Source organism: Terracoccus sp. 273MFTsu3.1 (assembly GCF_000383675.1).
Classification (GTDB): domain Bacteria; phylum Actinomycetota; class Actinomycetes; order Actinomycetales; family Dermatophilaceae; genus Terrabacter.
The window spans coordinates 138,983-161,358 of the sequence record NZ_KB911822.1; the positions used below are offsets into that span (position 1 = coordinate 138,983).

Genomic DNA, 22,376 nt, shown 5'->3' on the forward strand with positions numbered 1-22,376 from the left:
ACCCCTCGCGAGGAGGCAGACCGAGTGACTGACGCGGCCGTGCCACCCGGCTCGCCGACGGGCGTCGACCCGGCGAGCGTCGTCCGGTCCCGGGCCTACCTGTCGGCCCTGCTGCTCGCGGCGCTGCTCGGTATCCCGATCTCGGCGGTCGCCTACGGGTTCCTCGCACTGACGGGGGCCCTCCAGACGTACCTCTTCGGTGACCTCCCGTCAGACCTCTTCCACGGTGCCACCCCGGCATGGTGGCCGGTGCCCCTGCTGATGCTCAGTGGGCTGCTGGTGTCCCTGACCATTCGCCATCTGCCGGGCTCGGCGGGTCACTCGCCGGCCCTCGGCTTCACGGCCGGGTCGGGCCCAGCGGCGAGCCGCGACCTCCCTGGCATCGTGCTCGCGGCGCTGGCCACGCTCAGCCTCGGCGCAGTGCTCGGCCCGGAGGCGCCCCTCATCGCGATCGGCGGTGGCCTGGCGGCACTCGCGGTGCGCCTGGCACGGAAGGATGCCCCGCCGATGGCCGTCACGGTGATGGCCTCGGCAGGCAGCTTCGCTGCCGTGAGCACGTTGCTCGGCTCACCCGTCCTCGGTGCCTTCCTCATCATGGAGGCGGCCGGCATCGCGGGTGCGGCCCTCAGCCTGGTCGCTCTGCCGGGCCTCATGGCGTCCGGCATCGGAGCCCTGGTGTTCGTGGGGATGAACGCCTGGACGGGCCTCGGCACCTTCTCGCTCGCGCTGACGACCGTGCCGCCGGGGGCACCGCCGACGCTCGCGTCACTGCTGTGGGCGGTGCCGATCGGCATCCTCGGCGCCCTGCTCGGCTGGGCCATCCGACGGCTTGGGCTGACCGTGCGCCCCCTCGTGCACCGCAACCGGGTGCCGGTGACCGTTGGCCTGGGTCTGCTCATCGGCCTGTGTGCCACCGCCTACCAGGTCACCACAGGACGGGCGTTCAGCCAGGTGCTGTTCTCCGGGCAGGACGCCCTGCCCGAGCTCGTCGCGAACGCCGGGGACTACTCACTGGGTGTGCTCCTGCTGCTGGGGCTGTTCAAGGCGCTCGCCTACGGTCTGTCGCTCAGTGCCTTCCGCGGCGGTCCCGTGTTCCCGTCGATGTTCATCGGGGCCGTGCTCGGCATCAGTCTGAGCGGTCTGCCCGGCATGGATCTGGCTCCCGCCATCGGCATGGGCATCGGCGCGATGTGCTGCGCCATGCTCCGGCTGCCCCTCACGTCCGTGCTCCTCGCGACCCTGCTGATGGGCACCGACGGGCTCAGGGTCACGCCTCAGGTGGTCGTCGCGGTGGTCGTGGCGTTCGTCGTGACCGCGGTGCTGCCCGCACCGGGGCCGCCACAGGCAGGGGTGCCGGCGCGACCAGCGGCGCCGGACGCCGGATAAGCACCGACCGGGGAGGCCGCGTCCGGACCTGCGTGACCTCGGCCGAGGTCCAGGGGCCGTCCCAGTCACCCGCAGGGGGTGAGCCGCGGCGACGAGCGGCGGTCGATAGTGGAGTCTTCGACCCGTCTACGGGAGCGAGCCGAGGATGAGGGTGCGACCAGAACGCCTGAACGTGGCGATCGCCGGCCTCTTCATGGCCGGGTCGGGGTGCTTCGTGCTGGGATCCGTGCCTGCCTATCTCAATGGCGTCGGGGGATGGGTCGATGGCGTCACCTACGTCGTCGGCTCGGTCTTCTTCACCAGCGCTTCGTACTGCCAGCTCGTGCAGTCGCAGAGCCCCTCGACGACCGCCGTCGACGAGGTCACTCAGCACGAGCCCGCCCGGGTGCGGCTGTGGGGCTGGCTGCCGCATGACCGCAACTGGCTCGCCGCCGCCATCCAGTTCCCCGGGACACTGTTCTTCAACATCAGCACCGTCGCCGCCCTGACCCACAACGCGACAGCCGCCGAGTCCGACCGCTACGTGTGGCGCCCGGACCTCTACGGGTCGGTGCTCTTCCTCGTGGCGAGCGCCTGCGCCGTGCTCGCGGTCTCGGATCGGTTCCTCAGCGTCCAGCTCCAGTCGTTCCCGTGGCGGATCGCCTGGCTCAACATGCTCGGTTCCGTGCTCTTCATGGCCTCGGCGGTCGCCAGCTTCGTCGTGCCGAGCACGGACGCGCTGCTGGACACGCGTCTCGCCGTCGCCGGGACCTTCTGGGGCGCCGTGTGCTTCCTCGTCGGCGCGGCACTCATGCTCCCGGCGTGGCGTCGTGCCGTCGCCACCGCCACGCCCGCGAGTCCCTAGCCCCGATGCCCAGGCCCCACCCCAAGGAGTAGCGCATGTCCACACCGTCCGAGCTCAGCGCCATGTCAGCGCTCTACGGCAACCGCTTCGCGACCGAGGAGGTGCCCAGCCGCGAGTTCCCGGTCACGGGGATGAGCGCGCTGGACGCGATGCGCCTGGTCGCGGAGGACCTCGCCCTCGAAGGAGACCCGGGTCGCAACCTCGCGACGTTCGTCACGACGTGGATGGAGCCGGAGGCGCAGCAGATCATCGCGCAGAACCTGCACCGCAACTTCATCGACCACGCAGAGTATCCGCGTACGGCCGAGATCGAGCAGCGCTGCATCCGGATGCTCGCCGACCTGTTCCACGCCCCGGGCGAGACGACCGGGGCGCGCACCCAAGGCTCGTCCGAGGCGATCATGCTCGGCGGCCTGTCGCTGAAGTGGAACTGGCGCACCCGGCGCCAGGCGGAGGGCGGCGGCGCGGAGCGCCCCAACCTGGTCTTCGGCGGCGACGTGCACGTCGTCTGGGAGAAGTTCTGCCGCTACTTCGACGTCGAGCCGCGGATCGTGCCGCTCCAGCCGGGGAAGTACACGATCGGCCCGGAGGACGTCGCGCCGCACGTGGACGAGAACACGATCGGGGTCGCCGCAGTGCTCGGCACGACCTTCACCGGCCACAAGGACGACATCGTCGGCATCAACGACCTGCTCGTCCGGATCAAGCAGGAGCGTGGCCTCGACGTGCCGCTGCACGTCGACGGGGCCAGCGGCGGCTTCGTGTGGCCGTTCCTCTACCCGGACTCACCCTGGGACTTCCGGCTCGAACAGGTGCGGTCGATCAACGTCTCCGGACACAAGTTCGGCCTCGTCTATCCGGGCATCGGCTGGCTGATCTTCCGGGAGGTCGCCGACCTGGCACCGGATCTGGTCTTCAAGGAGAACTATCTCGGAAAGACCGACTCGACCTTCACCCTGAACTTCTCGACGGGGTCGGCGATGGTGCTGGCGCAGTACTACAACCTCGTGCGATACGGCCGCGAGGGCTACACCTACATCATGCGCAACATGCAGGCGAACGCCCGGGCGCTCGGCGACCAGCTCGAGGCGATGGAGCGCTTCGAGCTGATCGGCCGGCACGAGGAGCAGCTGCCGCTCGTCGCCTTCCGGCTGTCCGGCGAGCACGACTACGACGAGTTCGACATCGCCTGGCAGCTGTCCGCCGAGCGCGGCTGGATGGTGCCCGCCTACACGCTGCCTCCCGACGCGCAGGACATCACGATCATGCGTGCCCTGGTCAAGGAGACGATGAGCCGCGAGCACGTCGACACCCTGGCCCGCGACATCGAGGAGGCCTGCAGGACGCTCGCGGCCAAGGGTGGGGCACACGAGTCGGAGCGAGCCAAGATGGTCGTCGGTTCGGGCCACTGAGCCGGCTGCCGCGTCATGACCCGTCGTCGGCGACCGCCTGCGCTGCGGACGCGCGCCACGCTCGCCAGGCGGCATACCCCCCGATGACGTCGGTGGCGCGGTGGATGCCGAGGTCCTGTAGCGCGGCCGCAGCCAGGCTGGACGTGTAGCCCTCCTGGCAGAGGACGACCACCTGGAGGTCGTGGCTCGCGACGGGCAGCGAGGCGTCGCTCGAGGGGTCGAGACGCCACTCGAGGACGTTGCGCTCGATCACCGTCGCGAAGGGCAGCTCGCCCTCGGCCGCACGCTGGGCCGCGGGGCGGATGTCGACGACGAGCGCGCCGTCCGCACGTGCCGCCTCGGCCTGCTCGGGGGTGAGCCGGTGGAGGCGACCGCGAGCCTCGGCGAGGACCTCGTCGATGGTGCGGGGTCGGGACATGGTCTGGCCTCTCGGAACGGGCAGCGACGGGTCGGCACCCCTGGCGCTGGGCACGTCCACCGTGCCACACGGGCGGGTGTTGACGCGTGTGCTGCCCGACCCCTGACCACCCGTCCGCGGTGGCGGGATGTGGAGGACATCTGACCGGAAAACCGGCGGCGCACTGTCGGTGTCGACGCCTACGGTCGTCGGGTGACCGTGGACTCCCGCACTGCATCCCAGGCCCCGCCCAGCGCTCGCCGTGCGAGGTGGCTCGTCCTGGCTGCCGTGGCCGTGACGCTCCTGCTGTGGGCGTCCGCGTTCGTCGCGATCCGCCACCTGGGCCGAGACGTGCCGCCGGGCGCGCTGTCGCTCGGGCGTCTGCTCGTCGCGTCGGTCGCCCTCGGGGTGCTCGTCTTCCGACGTCCGCGCACCTGGCCGGCCCGCCGCGACTGGCCCCTGCTGCTGCTCTGCGGCGTCGGCTGGTTCGGCATCTACAACCTCGCCCTCAACGAGGCCGAGCGGCGCATCGACGCCGGCACCTCTGCGCTCATCGTGCAGATCGGACCGATCATCGTCGCCCTCCTCGCCACGGTCTTCCTCGGCGAGAAGATGACGCGCTGGCTGCTCATCGGCATGGCCGTCGGCTTCGCGGGCGTCGTCGTCATCGCGCGCGGCTTCTCCTCGGGCGACTCCGGCGACATGGTGGGCGTGTGGCTCGCCGTCCTGGCCGCGGTGACGTATGCCGTGGGCGTCCTTGCGCAGAAGCCTCTCCTCGGGCGGTTGCCGGGTCCCGAGGTCACGTGGCTCGCCTGCGTCATCGGCGCCGTCGTGTGCCTGCCGTGGAGTGGCGAGCTCGTGAGCGTGGTGCGTGACAGAGACCCGAGCACCTTGTGGTGGATCGCCTACCTCGGCATCTTCCCGACCGCCATCGCCTTTTCGACGTGGGCCTACGTCCTGGCACGCAGCGATGCCGGCACGCTGACGCTGACGACGTTCCTCGTGCCGTTCATCGCGACGCTCATCGCCTGGGCGCTGCTGTCCGAGGTGCCGCCGCCCCTCACCTTCGTCGGTGGGGCGTTGTGCATCGCCGGGGTCCTGCTGACGCGACGCAAGCCGCGGGTCGCTGCGACCGCAGAGGATTGAGCGCGATCCGATCCTCTTGCGACGCAACGGGATCGGAGGATGCGGGTTGTGGACAGCCCTTCCCACCGAGTCGAACATGTGTTCTAATGGAGGAGTCGGCGACCCGAGTGGGAGGAGTGAGTTCGTGCCATTCCTCGACACCGGGCGTCCGGCGCCCGACGCGGCTACCGGTGGCAGTGGGCTCAATCCCCGCGTCGTCTGGCTGCTCGGGCGGGCGAAGGCCGTCAGCGAGCGCGCGCAGGAGCGCAGCGCGTCACCCACGTTGAACGACGCGGCTGACGCGGTGCTGTCGCAGATCGAGCGCCTCGAGGTCCAGAAGGCCCGTCTCGAGGGCCGTCTCGTCGACGCCTACGCCGCGCTGCACTCCGTCGAGGAGCAGCAGCTCGCCCGTCTGACGACGACGTCACCTGTCCCGATCACGGCTGACCAGGTCGTCGCGCAGGAGATCGCCTGCGCGACCGGGGTGGGCGCGACCGAGGTCGCCCGACGGCTCGAGCTCGCGACCGCACCCCGGCGTCACCGGGTGCTGCGTGAGCGCCTGCGGGCCGGCGCCGTCAGTCTCCAACGAGCCCTACGCGTCGTCGTCGAGACGCGGGCGCTCGGCGACGACGTCCTCCCCGACCTCGAGGTCACGGTGCTCGCGCCGGCGCCGGACGGCTCGGTCGCCTCTCAGCGCCTCTTCGCCACGCGGTTGCAGCGGTGCGTCCGCTCGGCCGACTCCCGTCCCGCCGAGGAGCGTCGCCGGTCCTCCCGTCTGCGCCGCACGGCGTACGGCCGCCTCGTCGAGGACGGCATGGGGATGTTCACCGTCGTCGCGCCGGCCGAGCGGGTCGTCGGTGTGCTCGACCGGGTCGATGCTCTGGCTCGGGTCGCCCGAGCGGGTGGCGACGACCGCAGCCTGGACCAGCTGCGCAGCGACCTGCTCTGCGACCTCGCCCTCTTCGGCGTCGTGCCGTCCGCGGCGGGCGCAGGTCTCGGCGGCGAGCAGGGGCCCACCTACATGGGCCTGCTGTCCGACGCCGCGCCCGCGAGCGTCCGCGTCGTCGTGCCGTTCGAGGTAGCGGTCGGGATGTCACACGCCGCGTGCGAGCTGCCCGGCCACGGCTGGGTCACGGCCGCCCATGCCCGCCAGATCATGACTGCACCGGGCTCGGTGTGGCAGCGCCTCGCCGTCGACGTCGACACCGGCCGAGCCCTCGAGCTCTCCACCGACTGCTACCGCCCGACCGCCGCGATGATCGAGCACGTGCGAGCCGTCGACGGTGTCTGCCGCGCACCCGGGTGCCAGGTCCCGGCCGACCGGTGCGACGTCGACCACCTCGTACCGTGGCCGGTGGGCCGCACCCACGTCTCCAACCTCGACTCCCTGAGCAGGGGCTGCCACAACGGCAAGACCGCCGGAGTCTGGCAGGTCGAGCGGGTCGACGACGCCGGCATCTCCTGGTCCTCGCTCGCGGGCCGCGACTACGTCACCTATCCCAAGGACTGGCGCGAAGCCCTTCGTGACCCCGGCTCCGGCCCACCGCCCGGGCCGCCCTCGGCAGCCGAACCACTTGCAGCCGAACCAGCTGATGACCCGCCACCCTTCTGAGGGCGTTGGCCCCGACGGGGCGTCGGCCCCGACGGGGCGTTGACCTCGACTTGGCGCTGGCCCCGACGGGGCGTCGCAACCCAGCTGACGCCTGTCCCGGATCCAGTGGTGGGCCGTCCCTCGCGTGACGGTGCGGGGCGGGGTCCGGGTCTCGGCGGCCGCCGCGGCGGTGCGCTCAGTCGCCGGTGACGGTCGTGAGGCAGAACGGGTGTCCGGCCGGGTCGAGCAGCACCCGCCAGGCGTTCGGTGCCGGCTGGTGCTCCGCCTGACGGGCGCCGAGGGCGACCGCCTGCTCGACGGCCGGCCCGAGGTCGGTGACGAGGACGTCCAGGTGCAGCTGCTGCTGCTGGCCCGGCGCCGGCCACGTGGGCGGCACGTGGTCGGTGGCGCGCATCATCGTCAGGGCGACGCCGCCCTCGGAGAGCGACACGACCCCTCCGTCCGGGCTCACGTAGGCGCGCGGCAGCCCGAGCAGGGCGCCGTAGAAGTCGGCGAGGACCGACGGGTCGGGGCAGTCGAGCGAGATGGAGGCCAGTCGGCCGACAGGGGGCTGTGCGGGGGAGGTCATGCCGCCACCCTGTCATCCGGGTCGGACGGTCGTGAGCCGCCGATTCCTGGGCGGCCGGGCCTAGCGTGGTCGGATGACGCTGCCGGCCGACAGTCATGTGCACAGCGAGTGGTCGTGGGACGCGGCCCAGGGATCGATGGACCGCACGTGCGCGAGGGCCATCGAGCTGGGGCTTCCGGCCGTCGCGTTCACCGAGCACGTCGACCACACCGTCTGGTCTCTCGTCCGCTCACACGTCGACGAGGGTGCGCACCTGCTGAGCTTCGCGTCGCCCGACGGTCTCGTGACTCCCGGCCCGTTCGACGCAGCGGGCTACCTCGAGGCGGTCGCGGAGTGCCGGCAGCGCCATCCCGGCCTGCGCATCCTCACCGGGCTCGAGCTCGGCGAGCCGCACCTGCACCCGGAGGCCGTCGCCCGGGTGCTCTCGGCCGGCACGTTCGACCGGGTCCTCGGGTCTCTGCACTGCCTGCCCGACGGCGACGGCTGGACCGAGCCTGGCGAGCTCTTCGGCCGCAGGCCCGCCGCGGACATCGTCCGCGACTACCTGCGGGACGTCGCAACCATGGTTTCGGCCGACGACACGTTCGAGGTCCTCGCGCACATCGACTATCCCGTCCGCTCCTGGGACGAGGCCACGGACGGCCCCTTCGACCCGGCGGACTTCGAGGAGGAGTTCCGTCGGGCCCTCGAGGCAATCGCCGAGGCCGGCAAGGTGCTCGAGATCAACACGGTGCTGCCGCTGCACCCGACGGTCGTTCGCTGGTGGCACGAGGTCGGCGGCGGCGCGGTGAGCTTCGGCAGCGACGCGCACGAGCCCGCGTCGCTCGCCCGTCGGTTCCGCGAGGCCCGACACCTTGCCGAGGCCTGCGGTTTCCGACCGGGCCGCGACCCGCACGACCTCTGGGGGCGCATCGACTGACGGTGCGCGACGGGTGCGGGGTTCAGTGGGCGGCGGGCACGTCGTGCAGGACGCGCTCGATGTCGCGGTCGGCCTCGGCGTCGGCACCGAAGGGAGCGCGCGGCAGCGAGAACGTCCGGCGGTGGTGCGGCTCGAGGGCCGCGACGATGGCGATGATCATGAGGAAGAAGAAGATGATGTCCATGGCAGAAAGTCTGCGCTCATCACGATCCCGCCACGAGTGGCAGAACTGTCGATGATCGACAAGATCCTGCCAAACGTGCCATGCTGGCCGGATGTTGCGCACCATCGCCGTCATCGCCCAGGAGCCCGTGGCCATGTTCGAGCTCGGCGTCCTCTGTGAGGTCTTCGGCATCGACCGGACCGACGACGGCGTCCCGGCCTTCGACTTCCGCGTCTGCTCGGCACGCCCGGGTGAGGTGCTCCGCACGACGAGCGGCCTCAGCATCGTCGCGCCCTTCCCCCTCGAGGCCGCCCGGGGTGCCGACCTCGTCGCCATCCCCGGCGGAGCGGTCGACGGTCCCTACGACCCGGACGTCCTCGACATCCTCCGCGACACGGCGGCGAACGGCGGACGTGTCCTCTCCGTCTGCTCGGGCGCCTTCCAGCTCGCCGCCGCCGGCCTGCTCGACGGCCGTGAGTGCACGACCCACTGGAGGTATGCCGCCCGGCTGGCCGACGAGCACCCACGCGCGTGCGTGGACCTCGACGTCCTCTACGTCGAGGACGGCCCGGTCCTGACGAGCGCCGGCACGGCAGCCGGCATCGATGCGTGCCTGCACATCGTGCGCACCGAGCTCGGCTCGGAGGTCGCGACCCGCATCGCGCGCCGCATGGTCGTCCCGCCGCACCGCTCCGGTGGGCAGCGCCAGTTCGTCGAGACGCCCGTCCCGTCCGAGCCGTGCGAGGGCCTCCAGGACGTCATGGAGTGGGTCGCGGAGCGCCTCGACGAGGAGCACTCGATCCCCTCGCTCGCCAAGCGGGCGGCCATGTCGGAGCGCACCTTCGCGCGGCGCTTCACCGCCGAGGTCGGGACGACTCCGCACAAGTGGCTGACGAGCCAACGGGTGCTCCGGGCACGTCACCTGCTCGAGTCGACGGACCTCGACATCGAGCGGATCGCCCGGGAGAGCGGCTTCGCGACGGCGGCCGTGCTGCGGCACCACTTCCAGCGCGAGATCGGCATCCCGCCGGTCGCGTACCGCCGTGCCTTCACGAAGCAGCCGGCCTCGGCCTGACCCTCGCGAGCACTGTCTGACGGACTGTCGGGTGGGCGCTAGACCGTCGAAGACATGGTCACACCCCGCCTCCCGCTGCAGCTTCGGCGCGACATGCGTGGTTACCGTCAGTAAGTTGCTGGGCAGTGGACGCCACCGACGTCGTCCCGCCGCCCGGAGGAGAACGCCGCCATGCATCGGTCGACCGATCGCCCGTCCCGCACCCGTCGCGCCATCGGCGTCGTCGTGCTCGCGATCGCCGCGGCGGTCATGTCGCCGGTGACGACAGCCCGGGCGGCCGGCTTCTACGACCCTCCCGCGCCGGTCACGGGAACGCCCGGCACGGTGCTGAGGGCCGAGCCGATGACCTTCCATCTCGACCCTCTCGAGGCCGTTCCCTCGACCGCGCGCGCCACTCGTGTCATGTACGTCAGCCGAGACCGCAGCGGTGCCCCGATCGCCGTCACGGGCACGGTCCTCGTGCCGCCGGTCCCGTGGTTCGGTCCGGGCCAGCGACCCCTCATCGGCTACGCCGCCGGCACCCAGGGCATGGGTGACCAGTGCGCCCCGAGCCGTCAGCTCGCGGCCGGCTCGGAGTACGAAGGTGCCTTCATCTCCGGCCTGCTGACCCGCGGCTACGCCGTCGCCATGACCGACTACCAGGGCCTCGGCACCCCCGGCACCCACACCTACATGGTCCGCGAGGCCCAGGCGCACGCCGTGCTCGACATGGTGCGCGCGGCCCAGCGCCTGCCCGGCACGGGGCTGCCGAGCGCCGGCCCGGTCCTGCTGGCCGGCTACAGCCAGGGCGGTGGTGCGAGTGCCGCAGCCGTGGAGCTCGCGCCCACCTACGCCCCGGAGCTGAGGCTCGAGGGTGCGGTCACGGGCGCCGTCCCCGCGGAGCTCGGCGCCGTCGCCGACCACCTCGACGGCGGTCTCTACTCCGCCTTCGCGCTCTACGCCGTCGCCGGCCAGTCCGCCGCCTACGGCCTCGACCTCGACGGCTTCCTCAACGCCCGCGGCGCCTCCGTCATCGCCGCCGTCACGGGCGAGTGCGTCGGCGAGTCGATCGCGCTGCACGCCTTCACCCGCTCGAGCGCCCTGACGAAGGACGGCCGCACCCTCACCGAGCTCGCCGCGGCCGAGCCCTTCCGATCGATCGTCGCCGAGCAGCGCATCGGCCGGCTGAAGCCTGCCGTCCCGGTGCTCGTCACGCACTCCGTCCTCGACGACGTTATCCCGTATGCCGTCGGGCGCGGTCTCGCGCACGACTGGTGCGCCCGCGGCGCGAACGTCGCCTTCTCCCCGAACATCACCCCGACCCACGTCGGCGGCGCGGTGCCGTCCTTCGCCAAGCAGTACGCCTTCCTCGAGGCGCGCGTCGCCGGGCTCCCACAGGTCTCCGACTGCTGGTGGCTGTGACCGTCAGCGGTTGCGGCGCGCGATCGCGGTCGAGAGGGCGGTCGCGAAACCGCACCACACGGCATACGGCGACAGGGCGATCCCGGCCCCCTTGCTGACGGTGCCGGCGCGCCGGGCGAGGTCCGCCGAGCTCGCCGTGAGCAGGGCCGCCTCCGCGGCGGCCACCCACGGCTTGCGCACGCGCCAGAAGAGCACGCTCCACGCCGTGTTGAGGGCGAGGTTGGTCCCGAAGGCCTTGAGGTAGGCGTTGCGTCCCTCCGTGTCACCGGCCTTGTCGTACGCGTTGAGCGCCGTCGCGGACGTCGCCGCGATGTCGGCGTAGAGCGCGGTCCACACCACCGGGAAGGCGAGCGTCGGCGGCTGCCAGTCCGGCAGGTCGAGAGAGCGGTACCAGCGTGAGTCGGGCTGCGTCACAAGCGAACCCGCAACAGCGCTCGCGACCGTCGCAGCGCTCGTCAGCGCGAGGTTGCGCATGGCCGTGTCGGGCTTCGCGGTGCGCATCGCCGACTTCACGGCGGTGTCGAAGTCGATGTAGCCACCGGGGACGTCGACGTGGTCCCGGATGTCGTCCTCCTTGGCGACGACCTCGTGGACGAGGCTGCCGACGAGCGGCTTGGCCAGCCCCGCCGAGATCGGGGTGACGAGCCCGACCCAGTGGCTCGCGAGTCGCGGCGTCAGCACCGGCACGGTCACGACGACCGGGCGGCGCCGGCCCGTCGCGTCGGAGAATCGGCCGATCATCTCGCGGTAGGTCAGCACCTCGGGTCCCCCGATGTCGAAGGTGCGGTTGACCTCCGGCGGCAGGTCGCCCGCGCCGACGAGCAGCGTCACGACGTCGTCGATGGCGATCGGCTGGATCTTGTTGTCGAGCCACTTCGGCGCGACCATCGCCGGCAGGCGGGTCGTGAGGTAGCGCAGCATGTCGAACGACGCCGACCCGTCACCGAGCACGACGGCGGCCTGGAGCACCGCGGTCGGCACGCCCGAGTCGAGCAGGATGCGGCCGACCTCGACGCGCGAGGCGAGGTGCGGCGAGAGCACCTCGTCGTCGGGGTGCAGACCGCCGAGGTAGACGATGCGCGAGACGCCGGCCTCCTTCGCAGCCTCCGAGAAGTGCGTCGCCGCCTCCCGGTCGCGCTCGGCGAAGTCGGGCTTGTCGTCCATCGAGTGCACGAGGTACCACGCCGCGTCGACGTCCTCGAGCGCGCGGCGCATGTCGTCGGCCGACGCGACGTCGCCCTCGGCAACCTCGACCCGGTCGACCCAGGGCTTGTCGTCCATCGAGGCGCGGCGGCGGGTCAGCACCCGCACCGTCCAGCCCTCGTCGAGCAGCCGCGGCACGACCTGCCCGCCGACGTACCCGGAGGCGCCCGTGACGAGGGCGCGGCGCGGAGTGTCGTCGGTCGTGGTGGCGTTCGGGGCAGGGTTCATGGGGTCACCTGGTCAGCTCGAGGGCGGGTGGGAGGAGCAGGAGCATGCCCGTCGACCACACGACGTGCGTGATGATCGGGCCGAGGAAGCCACCCGTGACCCGGCGCTGCAGGGCGGTCACGAGACCGATGACGGCAGCCGCCAGGACGAGCAGCGGGATGCCGCTGCCGACGGTGGTCAGGGCGTAGAGCAGGGTCGTCAGGGTCACCTGGTGGCGGGGGAGGGCGGCGTAGAGGGCGCCGCGGAAGTAGAGCTCCTCGACGACACCGTTGACGAAGGTGATGGCGAGCACCGCCGAGAACGCCCCGAACCGGGCGTGGTCGAGCAGCTGGTCGACCGGCTCGCGGAGCACGGGGATGCGGGCGACGACGAGCGCCCCGACGAGGAAGAGGACGAGAAGCAGCACGCCGAGCACGAGGGACTGCACGATCGGCCGGGCCGTCTCCCCACGACGGGTGTGCCCCATGCCCGCGTGCAGGGGGCCGGACAGCAGCGCGCCGACGAGCCACACCGCCGCCAGGGCGAGCGTCGCGACGTAGAAGAGGGGGTCGCCCGGGGTGATCCGCAGCGCCCAGGCCAGCACCGCGGTGCCCACGACGAAGGTGAGCGCGACGACGACCTGGCGGCGCCGGAAGACGTCGTCGGGGTCGCGGTGGTCGCGCTCCACCTTCTCGATGAGCGCGGCGTTGACGAACGCACGCAGCTCGGTCACGGGGCCCCGCATCTCGTCTCCTAGCCTCGGGCGCGCTCGTAGCGGGCCAGGGTCTCCTTGCGCTCGTCATCATGGTCGACGACCCGCTGGGGATACTCGTGCTCGTACCCGTTGTCGTGCTTCCACGGCTCGTGGGCCGCGCCACCCGGCAGGTGCGCGAGCTCCGGAACCCAGCGCCGGACGTACTCCCCGTCGGGGTCGAACTTCTTCCCCTGCGTCACCGGGTTGAAGACGCGGAAGTAGGGCGAGGCGTCGGTGCCCGTGCCGGCGACCCACTGCCAGCCGTGGTTGTTCGAGGCGATGTCGCCGTCGATGAGGTGGTCGAGGAAGTGCTGCGCCCCGACCGGCCACCAGACGTGGAGGTCCTTGGTGAGGAAGCTCGCGGTGATCATCCGGACGCGGTTGTGCATCCATCCCTCCGCGAGCAGCTGGCGCATGCCGGCGTCGACGACGGGGTAGCCGGTGCGCCCCTCGCGCCACGCGTCGACGAGCCGGTCGGTCTCGGCGCCCGAGTCGTAGGGCAGCTTCGCGAGCTCGGGCCGGAGGTCGTGCCACGCCGAGTCCGGGTGGTGCCACAGCACGTCGGCGTAGAACTCGCGCCAGATCAGCTCGGTCACGTAGGTGCTCGCGGCCTGCGACCGCCCCGCCGAGTGCGCCGCGATGTCGGCGAGCATCGTGCGGGGGTGGATCTCGCCGTACTTGAGGGGCGCCGACAGTCGGCTCGTCGTGTCGAGGTCGGGTCGGTCGCGTTCCTTGTCGTATGCCGTGAGCCCGTCGTGGAGGAAGCTCTCCCACCGCCTGAGCGCCGCCGCCTCGCCGGCCTCGAGCCGGGACAGGTCGGGCACCTCGGGGAGCGGGTCGCTGCGGACGTCGTCGCGCAGCCACGGGATCCGCTTGGGGCGTGCGGCAGGAGCCGGCCGCCCGTGCTGGTGCCACGCCTTGGAGAACGGCGTGAAGACCTTGTACGGCGAGCCCGACTGGTTGACGATGCGACCCGGCCCGACGGCATACGGCGTCCCCGTGGCGACGAGCTCGCGGCCGTCCTCGGCCAGGGCCTTCTCGACGGCCTCGTCGCGGCGGCGGCCGTAGGGCGTCGTCTCCCGCGAGACGTGCACCTGCGTCGCGCCGACCTCCTCCGCGAGTCGGGTGATGACGTCGACGGGGTCACCGCGCCGGACGACGAGCGCCCCGCGGGTGTCCTTCGACAGTGACGCGAGGGAGGCGAGCAGTCGCCGGCTGCGGGGCGTGTCGGTCTCGAGCAGGCGCGGGTCGAGGACGAAGACGGGCAGGACGTGGCTGGCCGCGTCGACAGCCGCGAGCAGCGCCGGGTGGTCGTTCAGCCGCAGGTCGCGGCGGAACCACAGGATCGACGTCGTCGACGGAGCCATCACGAGGCCGCGGCCGCGGCGCCCTCCCGCTCGAAGCGCACCTGGGCCACGTCGAGGTAGCCGGTGGCGAATCCGGCCTCGCAGTAGGCGAGGTAGAACTCCCACTTGCGGCGGAAGGTCTCGTCGAAGCCGAGGGCGTGCACCTCGGGCCAGCGGGCGAGGAAGGTCTCGCGCCAGCGCCGCAGTGTCTCGGCGTAGTCGGTGCCGAAGGCCTCGACCGCCGACATGCGCAGCGTCGTCCCTGCGTCGGTCGTCTCGCTCATCGCCTGGAGGCTCGGGATGAGCCCGCCGGGGAAGATGTGCTTCTGGATCCAGCCGTAGGAGTGCTTCGTCGCCATGAGCCGCTCGTGCGACATGAGGATCGCCTGGACGGCGGCGATGCCGCCCGGGGCGAGGCGCTCGTCGATGGTGCGGAAGTAGGTCTCCCAGTACTCCTCGCCGACGGCCTCGATCATCTCGACGCTGACGACGGCGTCGTAGACACCCTCGACCTCGCGGTAGTCCTGGATGCGGATGTCGACGGTGTCGGTGAACCCGGCGTCGGCCACGCGCTGCCGGGCGAGCGCCGCCTGCTCCTTGGAGAGCGTCACGCTCGTGACCGTGGCACCGCGCCGCGCCGCCTCCAGGGCGAGCGTGCCCCAGCCGGTGCCGATCTCGAGGACACGGCTGTCCTGGCCGACCTTGGCCATGTCGAGGATCGCGTGGACCTTGCGCAGCTGAGCCTCCTCGAAGGACTGCGTGCGCAGCGGCTGGTCCTCGTCGAAGATCGCCGAGCTGTAGCTCATCGTCTCGTCGAGGAAGGTCGCGAAGAGGTCGTTGGACAGGTCGTAGTGCGCCTCGATGTTGCGGCGCGAGCCGAGCAGCGAGTTGTTCTGGATCGTCGGGATGCGGCGGTCGACGAAGCCGCGCAGCCGCAGCCACCCCCCGGGGACGGCCGTCGTCATGCGCTCGGCGAAGGGCATGAGCAGCTCGGCGAGGTCGGTGCCCTCGGCGGCCTTCCAGTCCCCGGCCATGTAGGCCTCGCCGATCCCGATCTTGGGGTGGTGCGCGAGCCGCTCGAAGACCGCGGTCGGGCGCACGATCTCGAGCCCCGGGCGGTCGGTCCGGCGGGCGCCGCCACCGAGGAGCGAGCCGTCCGGCATGACGACGTCGACCGGGACGCGCTTGGCGACCTGGGCGAGGATGCTGCGGGCCAGCCGGGCGCGCACGCACAGGACCCGCAGGGTGGGGCGGCGCAGGCACAGTGGCTGGGCCATGGTGGGGGACTGGGCGGTCATCGGACGGCCTCCTTGGGGTGTCGGGGGCGGGGCATGACGGGCAGACGGCGCAACCACAGACGTATGCCGTGTACCCGGATGAGGGCGGTCACCCTCTGCGTGACGAGGCCGTGACGTCGTACGAGGCGGAGCAGCGCACGGGTCGTGGCCGGCTCCGGGGTGCCGCGGGTGACGGCGGTCATGATCCGCTCGCCGTCGCGGTCGAGCGCCACCGTGACGCTGACGGCACCGGGCTCGAGGACGAGGCGGACGGCATACTCCCCGCGGGTGTCGTTGAAGGGGGAGACGTAGAAGGCCTTGCCGACGGTCGCGGTGCCGTCGTCGTGGACGTCGAGGAGGTAGGCGTGGCGCTCGCCGTACGTGTTGTGCACCTCGAAGACGACGGCGTGGAGCGAGCCGTCGGGGCGCAGGCACCAGAAGACCGACAGCGGGTCGAAGGTGTGACCGAGCACCCGCGCGTTGGCGAGCATGAGGACCCGGTCCTCTGCGGCCAGTGACACGCCCCGCGCCGCCAGGAAGCGCTCGACGTCCCCGCGGATGCCGCCGCCGAGCCGGCCCTCGTCGAGATGGTCCCGCACGTCGAAACGTGCGAGCAGCCTTGCGGGCCAGGGGAGTCGGGGCAGGTGGTCGACGTCGACGAGCCACTGGTAGTGACCGTACGTGAAGCTGTGGTGGAGCGGGGTGCGGCGCGAGTGGGCCACGGTGCCGTCGACGAGCGCGGGCACCGCGGGAGGAGTCAGAACGGGCGTCACCAGCGCACCCCGAACGACTCTGCGGCTTCCACGCCGGACCGGCACCCGTCCTCGTGGAAGCCCCAGCCGAGGTGCGCGCCGGCGAAGGCCAGGCGGTCGCCGCCGCCCTCGCGCAGGCGCGACGCGGCCTCGACGGCCTCGCGCGTGAAGATCGGGTGGTCGTAGGACATCCGCGCCGTCACGAGCGACTCGTCGATGCTGCCGGCCGGGTTGAGCGTCACGACGTGGTCGTCGGCGTCGGTGATGCCGTGGAGGCGGTTCATCCAGTAGCTGACGGTCACGTCGGGGGCCGGGGCGTCGCACGCGTGCATGCGGTAGTTCCAGGAGGCCTTGGCCTGGCGCGGCTTCGGCAGGACGGACGAGTCGCGGTGCAGCCAGGTCTCGTTGCGGGAGTAGCGGATCGCGGACAGGTCGCGCTTCTCGTCGGGTGTCGCGTCGGCGAGCAGGTCGAGGGCCTGGTCGGCGTGCGTGGCGATGACGGCGCGGTCGAAGGTGGCCGTGCGGCCGTCACGCACGAGCACGTCGACGCCGTCGTCGTGCCTCGTCACGGCGGTCACCGGGCTCTGCCGGCGCACGTCGGGCAGGCGCTCGGCGAGCCGGTCGACGTAGGTCGCCGACCCGCCGGTGACGGTGCGCCAGGTGGGCGACCCCGTCACCGTCAGCATCCCGTGGTGGTCGAGGAACCGGAAGAGATGACGCGCCGGGTAGGACGACGCGTCGAGGTCGCCGCAGGACCAGACGCAGGCCACGAGCGGGATCGCGAAGTGGCGCACGAAGTAGTCGGAGAAGCCCTGGTCCGTGAGGAACTCGCCCCACGTGGGGTCCTGCGACTCGTCGGCGAGCAGGGCTCGCGCCGCCGCGTGGAAGCGCGGGACGTCGCGGAGCATCCGGATGAAGCGGGGGTCGGCGAGGCGTCGCTTCTGGGCGAACATCCCCTTGGGACCGCGCCCACCGGCATACGACAGGCCGCATCCCTCACACGTGATGCTCATGCTCATCTCGGTGGGCTGGGTCGGCACGTCGAGCTCGCTGAAGAGGCGCAGCAGGTGCGGGTAGGTCTTCTCGTTGTGCACGATGAAGCCGCTGTCGATGCGCAGGCTGCCGTCACGCCCGGGGACGTCGTGGGTGTGCGCGTGCCCGCCGAGGCGGGTGTCGCTCTCGAAGAGGGTGACGTCGTGCGTCGCGCTGAGGACGTGGGCGGCGGTCAGGCCGGACACGCCGGCACCGATGACGGCTGCGGTCGGTCGGGTCGACGGTGTGGTCGTCGGGGTGGGTCGGTTCGGTCGAGTCACCGAGGCCTCCTGGCTGATGTGGTCCCGTGTGGTTCGGCGCGGAGCCCCGACCGGATGGTTCGACGGTTTCGAGTGATGGCGGTCGCGTCGTGCGTTGTCCATCCTTCGTCCACACCGTAGAGTGGCTGTTCAAGGTCTGTCAAAGGTTGGAGAAGGCATGGAGATCGAGCGCAGCGTCACGGTGGCACACCCGGTCGACCGCGTCTTCGCCTACCTCAGCGACTTCACGAACACCACGGAGTGGGACCCCGGGACCGTCCGCACCGAGCGCGTCTCGGGCGACGGCGGCCTCGGCACCCGCTACCACAACGTGTCGAAGTTCCTCGGCCGAGAGACCGAGCTCGACTACCTGGTCATCGAGCACGTCCCCGACGAACGGTTCGCGCTGAGAGGCGAGAACGCGACGGTCGTCGCCAAGGACACGATGACGTTCGTGCGCACCGTGACCGGCTCGGGAGCGGCCTCGGGCGAGGGCACGACGGTCACCTACCGGGCGGACTTCGAGTTCAAGGGCATCGCCAAGCTCGCCGCCCCGCTGCTCGCGCCGGCGTTCAAGAAGCTCGGCGACGAGGCCGAGCAGGGCATGCGAGACGCGTTGAGCAGGCTGGGGTAGCGGATGTACACCATCAAGCGTGCCGCGGAGCTGACCGGGATCAGCGTCGCCACCCTGCGCGCCTGGGAGCGTCGCTACGGTGTCGTGAGTCCCCAGCGCTCCGACGGCGGCTACCGCCTCTACGGTCCCGAGGACGTCCGCGCCCTCGCGATCATGAACTCCCTCGTCAACGAGGGCTGGTCGGCCCGCGAGGCCGCCGCCGAGACGACCCGGCGGCTCTCGAGCCGCGACCCCGCTGGTCGCGAGGCCCCCTTCGGCCGCGCCGACCGCGAGAGCCGCGGCAACCGCGTCGCGCCGCTGCGACCCGGTGGGCGCTACCAGTCCGAGGACGCCGAGGCGTTCATCCGCGCGGCCGAGCGGCTCGACTCCGCGTCCGCCACGGCGGTGCTCGACGCACGCTTCGCGCTCGGCACCTTCGAGCACGTCGTCGACGACTGGCTCATGCCGACCCTCCAGCTCGTCGGTGAGGCGTGGGCGCACGGCCGGCTCACCGTCGCCGGTGAGCACCTCGTGTCGTATGCCGTCCAGCGCCGTCTCGCAGCCGCCTACGAGGCGGCGTCGGGCCGGGTCGACGGGCCGACCCTCCTCATCGGCCTGCCTCCCGGGGCCCGTCACGAGCTCGGCCTGCTGGCCTTTGCCGTGGCCGCGCGTCGGGCCGGCTTCGCCACGGTCTACGTCGGCGCCGACCTGCCCGTCGAGGACTGGCTGCGCGCCATCGAGGCGCGGGGGGCCACCGGAATGGTCATGGCCGTGCCGCGCGACATCGACATCACCGCGGCGCAGGAGATCGTCGACACCGTGGCCCGCGTCCACCCGGAGGTCGTCATCGGGCTCGGGGGTAGCCAGCAGAACGAGATCAGCGGACCCTGCGTGCACCTCGGCCACTCGATCACGGTCGCCGTGGGCGAGATGACGCGCCGCCTGCGCATCCCCGCCTGAACGTGCGCGTCCTCGTCCTCGGAGGTACGGGGGAGGCGCGGGACCTCGCGGGTCGCCTCGTCGAGCGCGGCGACGCCGTGGTGTCGAGCCTCGCCGGGCGGGTCAGTGCGCCGGCCCTGCCGGTCGGCGAGGTGCGCACCGGGGGCTTCGGCGGTGTCGACGGCCTCGCCGAACACCTCGTGACGCACGGCTACGACGTCGTCGTCGATGCGACCCACCCCTTCGCCGCGCAGATCACGGGCAACGCCGTGGCCGCCTGCGGCCGGGTCGGCGTGCAGCTCGTCCGGCTCCAGCGGCCGGGGTGGTCCCGCCACCCGCTCGCCGGGGAGTTCACCTGGGTCGATGACGTCGAGGCCGCCCGGGTCGCGGCCGAGGGCGTCGGGGTCCGGCCGTTCCTCACCACCGGGCGCCAGCAGCTCGAGACCTTCGCGGCGTGGGACGACCGCTACGTCCTGGCCCGTGTCGTCGACCCGCCCGACTGGGCCGTGCCCTCCTCCTGGGAGGTGCTGCGGGCGCGCGGGCCCTACCCCTACGCCGCCGAGCGCGAGCTGCTCGAGAGCCGGGCCGTCGACGTGCTCCTCACCAAGGACTCCGGGGGCGCCCTGACGGAGGCCAAGCTCGGTGCCGCGCACGACCTCGGCGTGCCCGTCGTCGTGGTGCGGCGACCTCCCGTGCCCGACGGTGTGGCCGTCGTCGAGTCGGTGGGGGAGGCCCTGGCCGCGATCGGCGCGAAACCGGCCTGACGGCATACGACCTCGCGTAGGTTCGAGAGGTGACGGCGGACCTGCAGCAGCGGGCGCGGTGGGAGCGGCTGCTCCCGGGTGTGGCGGTGCTGCGCCGCTACGACAAGGTGTGGTTGCGCGGCGACGTGCTCGGCGGCATCACGGTCGCCGCCTACCTCGTGCCGCAGGTCCTCGCCTACGCCGAGGTGGCCGGACTCCCGGCGGTCAGCGGGCTGTGGGCCGTGGGGCCTGGCCTGCTCGTCTACGCGGTGCTCGGGTCGTCGCGACAGCTGTCCGTCGGGCCGGAGTCGACGACCGCGCTCATGACGGCTGCCGGCGTGGGCGCACTCGTGACCGCAGGCGGCGGCATGGCGATGCGCCAGGAGATGGCTGCGCTCCTCGCGATCGCCGTCGGGCTCATCTGCCTCGTCGGCTTCGTGACGCGACTCGGCTTCCTCTCCGACCTGCTGTCGAAGCCGGTGCTCGTCGGCTACATGGCCGGCATCGCGGCGCTCATGATCGTCAGCCAGCTCGGCAAGGTGACCGGGCTCGACGTGGAGGGCGACTCCTTCCTCCAGGAGGTGAGGTATGCCGTCACGCACCTCGGCGACGTCCACGCGCCGACCGTGCTGCTGTCGCTCGGCGTGCTCGTCGTGCTCTTCGCCTTCCAGCGTTTCGCGCCGTTGTGGCCGGGCCCGCTCATCGCGATGCTCGGGTCGACGGTGGTCGTCGCCGTCCTCGACCTCGCCGACCGCTTCGGGATCACGCTCGTCGGCCCGGTGCCGCAGGGGCTCCCGTCGTTCGCGCTGCCCGACGTGTCCGACGTCGACGTGTGGGCCCTGCTCCCCGCGGCCCTGGGCGTCGCGGTCGTCGCCTACTCGGACAACGTGCTGACCGGCCGGGCCTTCGCCGGTCGCCACCGCGAGACCATCGACAGCGACCAAGAGTTCCTGGCCCTGGGTGGTGCCAACGTCGCGACCGGCCTGCTGCAGGGCTTCCCGATCAGCTCGAGCGGCAGCCGCACCGTCATCGCCGACTCGATGGGCGCGCGCACCCAGCTGCACTCCCTCGTCTCGCTCGTCCTCGTCATCGCGACCCTGCTCTGGCTCGGGCCGGTCATCGCCGCCTTCCCGACCGCGGCCCTCGGCGCCGTCGTCGTCTACGCCGCGATCCGCCTCGTCGACATCGCCGAGATGCGGCGCATCGGCGCGTTCCGGCGCAGCGAGCTCGTGCTGGCGCTCGCGACGACCGTCGCCGTGCTCCTCTTCGGGGTGCTGCCCGGCATCGGGGCGGCGATCGCGCTCTCGGTGCTCGACCTGCTGCGCCGCATCGTCCACCCGCACGACGGGGTGCTCGGCTACGTGCCCGACGTCGCCGGCATGCACGACATCGACGACCACCCGAACGCCGTCCAGGTGCCCGGACTCGTCGTCTACCGCTACGACTCGCCCCTCTTCTTCGCCAACTCCGACGACTTCGTGAGTCGTGCCCTCAGGGTCGTCGACGAGGCGTCTCGTCACGCTCGGGTCGAGTGGTTCCTGCTCAACGCCGAGGCCAACACAGAGGTCGACCTCACGGCCGTCGACGCGCTCGAGACCCTCCGCTCCACGCTGGCGAACCGGGAGATCCGCTTCGCCATGGCGCGCGTCAAGGAGGACATGCGGCTCTCGCTCGAGGCGGGTGGCTTCCTCGAGAAGGTCGGGGCGGACGTCGTCTTCCCGACCCTGCCGACCGCTGTCGCCGCGTATGCCGCGTGGTACGAGCGCGAGCACGGCTCCGGGCCGCCGGGGCTACGCATCCCACCCGTGCCGGCCCAGCCGGAGCCGGACGCCTAGCCTTGCCGGCATGCACCACGACCCGCCCGCCGCGCCGCCGACCGTCGTCTCGATCCACGTCGCCAAGGGTCGTCGGCTGCCGACGCGCTCGGTGCCGAGCGTCGAGGCCGACGCCGGGGCCGGGCTCGTGGGTGACCGCTACCACGGCAGCAGGCACCGGCACGTGACGATCCAGTCGCTGCCCGACCTCGAGGCCGCCGCTGCCGACCTCGGCCGTCCGGTCGACCCGGGCCTGACGCGTCGCAACCTGACGATCTCCGGCGGCGCGATCCCGACGACGCCGGGCGCCCGCATCGCCATCGGCGACGTCGAGCTCGAGGTCGTGTGCATCGCCTCGCCCTGCCGGCTCCTCGACGACACCCTCGGCCCGGGCGCGGCGCGGGCGCTGCACGCGCGGGCCGGGACGGTCTTCCGGCTGCTGACGTCCGGGACGATCGGCGTCGGCGACGAGGTCGACCTCTCTCCCTGAGCGCTCCTGGTGTGTGCCACACCGCGACAAGCCGCCACGTGGCG

22 protein-coding genes are annotated in these 22,376 nt (G+C 72.1%); 13 read left to right on the plus strand and 9 right to left on the minus strand.

Going from position 1 to position 22,376, the window contains the following annotated elements; all coding sequences use genetic code 11:
- Nucleotides 1-24 precede the first annotated feature (24 nt).
- The 3 genes from H283_RS24800 to H283_RS0110920 all read left to right on the plus strand — a co-directional run bounded on the left by H283_RS24800 (nucleotide 25) and on the right by H283_RS0110920 (nucleotide 3,642).
- A complete protein-coding gene (locus H283_RS24800; protein ID WP_020143558.1) occupies nucleotides 25-1,386 on the plus strand; it encodes a chloride channel protein in 1,362 nt (453 codons plus the stop codon).
- A gap of 145 nt (nucleotides 1,387-1,531) precedes the next feature.
- Entirely contained in the window at nucleotides 1,532-2,230 is a 699-nt protein-coding gene (locus H283_RS24805; RefSeq protein WP_156023126.1) for a hypothetical protein, read from the plus strand.
- A gap of 35 nt (nucleotides 2,231-2,265) precedes the next feature.
- Nucleotides 2,266-3,642 (plus strand): glutamate decarboxylase, encoded by a 1,377-nt coding sequence (locus H283_RS0110920; RefSeq protein ID WP_020143560.1) that lies wholly within the window; start codon nucleotides 2,266-2,268, stop codon nucleotides 3,640-3,642.
- 13 nt (nucleotides 3,643-3,655) lie between these two features.
- On the opposite strand, the gene H283_RS0110925 is transcribed toward H283_RS0110920, so the two are convergent.
- A complete protein-coding gene (locus H283_RS0110925) occupies nucleotides 3,656-4,060 on the minus strand; it encodes a rhodanese-like domain-containing protein (protein ID WP_020143561.1) in 405 nt (134 codons plus the stop codon).
- A 192-nt stretch (nucleotides 4,061-4,252) separates the two neighbouring features.
- Between H283_RS0110925 and H283_RS0110930 the strand changes: the two genes are divergently transcribed.
- Nucleotides 4,253-5,185, plus strand: a complete 933-nt coding sequence (locus tag H283_RS0110930) for a DMT family transporter (protein ID WP_156023127.1) — start codon at nucleotides 4,253-4,255, stop codon at nucleotides 5,183-5,185.
- A 124-nt stretch (nucleotides 5,186-5,309) separates the two neighbouring features.
- A complete protein-coding gene (locus tag H283_RS0110935) occupies nucleotides 5,310-6,776 on the plus strand; it encodes an HNH endonuclease signature motif containing protein (RefSeq protein WP_020143563.1) in 1,467 nt (488 codons plus the stop codon).
- A gap of 175 nt (nucleotides 6,777-6,951) precedes the next feature.
- Here H283_RS0110935 and H283_RS0110940 read toward each other — a convergent pair whose 3' ends face one another.
- Nucleotides 6,952-7,344: a VOC family protein gene (locus tag H283_RS0110940; protein WP_020143564.1), complete on the minus strand. Its 393-nt coding sequence runs from the start codon at nucleotides 7,342-7,344 to the stop codon at nucleotides 6,952-6,954.
- A 73-nt stretch (nucleotides 7,345-7,417) separates the two neighbouring features.
- Here H283_RS0110940 and H283_RS0110945 point away from each other — a divergent pair, with 73 nt between their 5' ends.
- Nucleotides 7,418-8,263, plus strand: coding sequence for a PHP domain-containing protein (locus tag H283_RS0110945; protein WP_028785507.1), 846 nt, complete (start codon nucleotides 7,418-7,420; stop codon nucleotides 8,261-8,263).
- 22 nt (nucleotides 8,264-8,285) lie between these two features.
- Here the strand turns inward: H283_RS0110945 and H283_RS27695 are convergent, their stop codons facing one another.
- Nucleotides 8,286-8,447 (minus strand): hypothetical protein, encoded by a 162-nt coding sequence (locus H283_RS27695; protein WP_020143566.1) that lies wholly within the window; start codon nucleotides 8,445-8,447, stop codon nucleotides 8,286-8,288.
- Between the two features lie 91 nt (nucleotides 8,448-8,538).
- Between H283_RS27695 and H283_RS0110955 the strand changes: the two genes are divergently transcribed.
- Together H283_RS0110955 and H283_RS0110960 are read left to right on the plus strand one after the other, a co-directional pair.
- On the plus strand, nucleotides 8,539-9,501 hold the full coding sequence (locus H283_RS0110955) for a GlxA family transcriptional regulator (protein WP_020143567.1): 963 nt from the start codon (nucleotides 8,539-8,541) through the stop codon (nucleotides 9,499-9,501).
- Between the two features lie 171 nt (nucleotides 9,502-9,672).
- Nucleotides 9,673-10,902: a lipase family protein gene (locus H283_RS0110960; RefSeq protein ID WP_020143568.1), complete on the plus strand. Its 1,230-nt coding sequence runs from the start codon at nucleotides 9,673-9,675 to the stop codon at nucleotides 10,900-10,902.
- Nucleotides 10,903-10,905: 3 nt separating this feature from the next.
- On the opposite strand, the gene H283_RS0110965 is transcribed toward H283_RS0110960, so the two are convergent.
- Genes H283_RS0110965 through H283_RS0110990 form a run of 6 tightly spaced genes read right to left on the minus strand, consistent with a single transcriptional unit; the run spans nucleotide 10,906 to nucleotide 17,754 of the window.
- Nucleotides 10,906-12,333, minus strand: a complete 1,428-nt coding sequence (locus tag H283_RS0110965; RefSeq protein ID WP_020143569.1) for a tryptophan-rich sensory protein — start codon at nucleotides 12,331-12,333, stop codon at nucleotides 10,906-10,908.
- A 4-nt stretch (nucleotides 12,334-12,337) separates the two neighbouring features.
- On the minus strand, nucleotides 12,338-13,057 hold the full coding sequence (locus H283_RS0110970; RefSeq protein ID WP_020143570.1) for a CPBP family intramembrane glutamic endopeptidase: 720 nt from the start codon (nucleotides 13,055-13,057) through the stop codon (nucleotides 12,338-12,340).
- Nucleotides 13,058-13,065: 8 nt separating this feature from the next.
- Nucleotides 13,066-14,433, minus strand: a complete 1,368-nt coding sequence (locus H283_RS0110975) for a deoxyribodipyrimidine photo-lyase (RefSeq protein ID WP_020143571.1) — start codon at nucleotides 14,431-14,433, stop codon at nucleotides 13,066-13,068.
- Nucleotides 14,433-15,710: a cyclopropane-fatty-acyl-phospholipid synthase family protein gene (locus tag H283_RS0110980; RefSeq protein ID WP_020143572.1), complete on the minus strand. Its 1,278-nt coding sequence runs from the start codon at nucleotides 15,708-15,710 to the stop codon at nucleotides 14,433-14,435. Before H283_RS0110980 ends, H283_RS0110975 begins: the two co-directional genes overlap by 1 nt.
- Nucleotides 15,707-16,462 (minus strand): DUF1365 domain-containing protein, encoded by a 756-nt coding sequence (locus tag H283_RS0110985; RefSeq protein ID WP_028785508.1) that lies wholly within the window; start codon nucleotides 16,460-16,462, stop codon nucleotides 15,707-15,709. The genes H283_RS0110980 and H283_RS0110985 overlap by 4 nt, the downstream gene beginning before the upstream one ends.
- Nucleotides 16,459-17,754: an NAD(P)/FAD-dependent oxidoreductase gene (locus tag H283_RS0110990; RefSeq protein WP_020143574.1), complete on the minus strand. Its 1,296-nt coding sequence runs from the start codon at nucleotides 17,752-17,754 to the stop codon at nucleotides 16,459-16,461. The genes H283_RS0110985 and H283_RS0110990 overlap by 4 nt, the downstream gene beginning before the upstream one ends.
- A gap of 157 nt (nucleotides 17,755-17,911) precedes the next feature.
- Between H283_RS0110990 and H283_RS0110995 the strand changes: the two genes are divergently transcribed.
- From H283_RS0110995 to H283_RS0111015, 5 genes are read left to right on the plus strand one after another with little or no spacing between them, the layout of a single operon-like run.
- Entirely contained in the window at nucleotides 17,912-18,367 is a 456-nt protein-coding gene (locus H283_RS0110995) for an SRPBCC family protein (RefSeq protein WP_020143575.1), read from the plus strand.
- A 3-nt stretch (nucleotides 18,368-18,370) separates the two neighbouring features.
- Entirely contained in the window at nucleotides 18,371-19,306 is a 936-nt protein-coding gene (locus H283_RS0111000; protein WP_020143576.1) for a MerR family transcriptional regulator, read from the plus strand.
- A gap of 2 nt (nucleotides 19,307-19,308) precedes the next feature.
- A complete protein-coding gene (locus H283_RS0111005; RefSeq protein ID WP_020143577.1) occupies nucleotides 19,309-20,049 on the plus strand; it encodes a cobalt-precorrin-6A reductase in 741 nt (246 codons plus the stop codon).
- 29 nt (nucleotides 20,050-20,078) lie between these two features.
- The gene (locus H283_RS0111010) at nucleotides 20,079-21,863 is read left to right on the plus strand and encodes a SulP family inorganic anion transporter (protein ID WP_020143578.1); all 1,785 of its coding nucleotides are present in this window, start codon (nucleotides 20,079-20,081) and stop codon (nucleotides 21,861-21,863) included.
- Nucleotides 21,864-21,873: 10 nt separating this feature from the next.
- Nucleotides 21,874-22,332, plus strand: coding sequence for an MOSC domain-containing protein (locus tag H283_RS0111015; protein ID WP_020143579.1), 459 nt, complete (start codon nucleotides 21,874-21,876; stop codon nucleotides 22,330-22,332).
- Nucleotides 22,333-22,376: the final 44 nt, after the last annotated feature.

What these genes read in the sequence shown, in the direction of transcription:
- H283_RS0111000 (WP_020143576.1), top strand. Translation starts at nt 18,371, where the DNA reads ATGTACACCATCAAGCGTGCCGCGGAGCTGACCGGGATCAGCGTCGCC.
- H283_RS0110945 (WP_028785507.1), top strand. Translation starts at nt 7,418, where the DNA reads ATGACGCTGCCGGCCGACAGTCATGTGCACAGCGAGTGGTCGTGGGAC.
- H283_RS0110965 (WP_020143569.1), bottom strand. Translation starts at nt 12,333, where the DNA reads ATGAACCCTGCCCCGAACGCCACCACGACCGACGACACTCCGCGCCGC.
- H283_RS0111015 (WP_020143579.1), top strand. Translation starts at nt 21,874, where the DNA reads ATGCACCACGACCCGCCCGCCGCGCCGCCGACCGTCGTCTCGATCCAC.
- H283_RS24805 (WP_156023126.1), top strand. Translation starts at nt 1,532, where the DNA reads ATGAGGGTGCGACCAGAACGCCTGAACGTGGCGATCGCCGGCCTCTTC.
- H283_RS0110940 (WP_020143564.1), bottom strand. Translation starts at nt 7,344, where the DNA reads ATGACCTCCCCCGCACAGCCCCCTGTCGGCCGACTGGCCTCCATCTCG.
- H283_RS27695 (WP_020143566.1), bottom strand. Translation starts at nt 8,447, where the DNA reads ATGGACATCATCTTCTTCTTCCTCATGATCATCGCCATCGTCGCGGCC.
- H283_RS0110980 (WP_020143572.1), bottom strand. Translation starts at nt 15,710, where the DNA reads ATGACCGCCCAGTCCCCCACCATGGCCCAGCCACTGTGCCTGCGCCGC.
- H283_RS0110975 (WP_020143571.1), bottom strand. Translation starts at nt 14,433, where the DNA reads ATGGCTCCGTCGACGACGTCGATCCTGTGGTTCCGCCGCGACCTGCGG.
- H283_RS0110920 (WP_020143560.1), top strand. Translation starts at nt 2,266, where the DNA reads ATGTCCACACCGTCCGAGCTCAGCGCCATGTCAGCGCTCTACGGCAAC.
- H283_RS0110970 (WP_020143570.1), bottom strand. Translation starts at nt 13,057, where the DNA reads ATGCGGGGCCCCGTGACCGAGCTGCGTGCGTTCGTCAACGCCGCGCTC.
- H283_RS0110955 (WP_020143567.1), top strand. Translation starts at nt 8,539, where the DNA reads ATGTTGCGCACCATCGCCGTCATCGCCCAGGAGCCCGTGGCCATGTTC.
- H283_RS0110960 (WP_020143568.1), top strand. Translation starts at nt 9,673, where the DNA reads ATGCATCGGTCGACCGATCGCCCGTCCCGCACCCGTCGCGCCATCGGC.
- H283_RS0110995 (WP_020143575.1), top strand. Translation starts at nt 17,912, where the DNA reads ATGGAGATCGAGCGCAGCGTCACGGTGGCACACCCGGTCGACCGCGTC.
- H283_RS0110925 (WP_020143561.1), bottom strand. Translation starts at nt 4,060, where the DNA reads ATGTCCCGACCCCGCACCATCGACGAGGTCCTCGCCGAGGCTCGCGGT.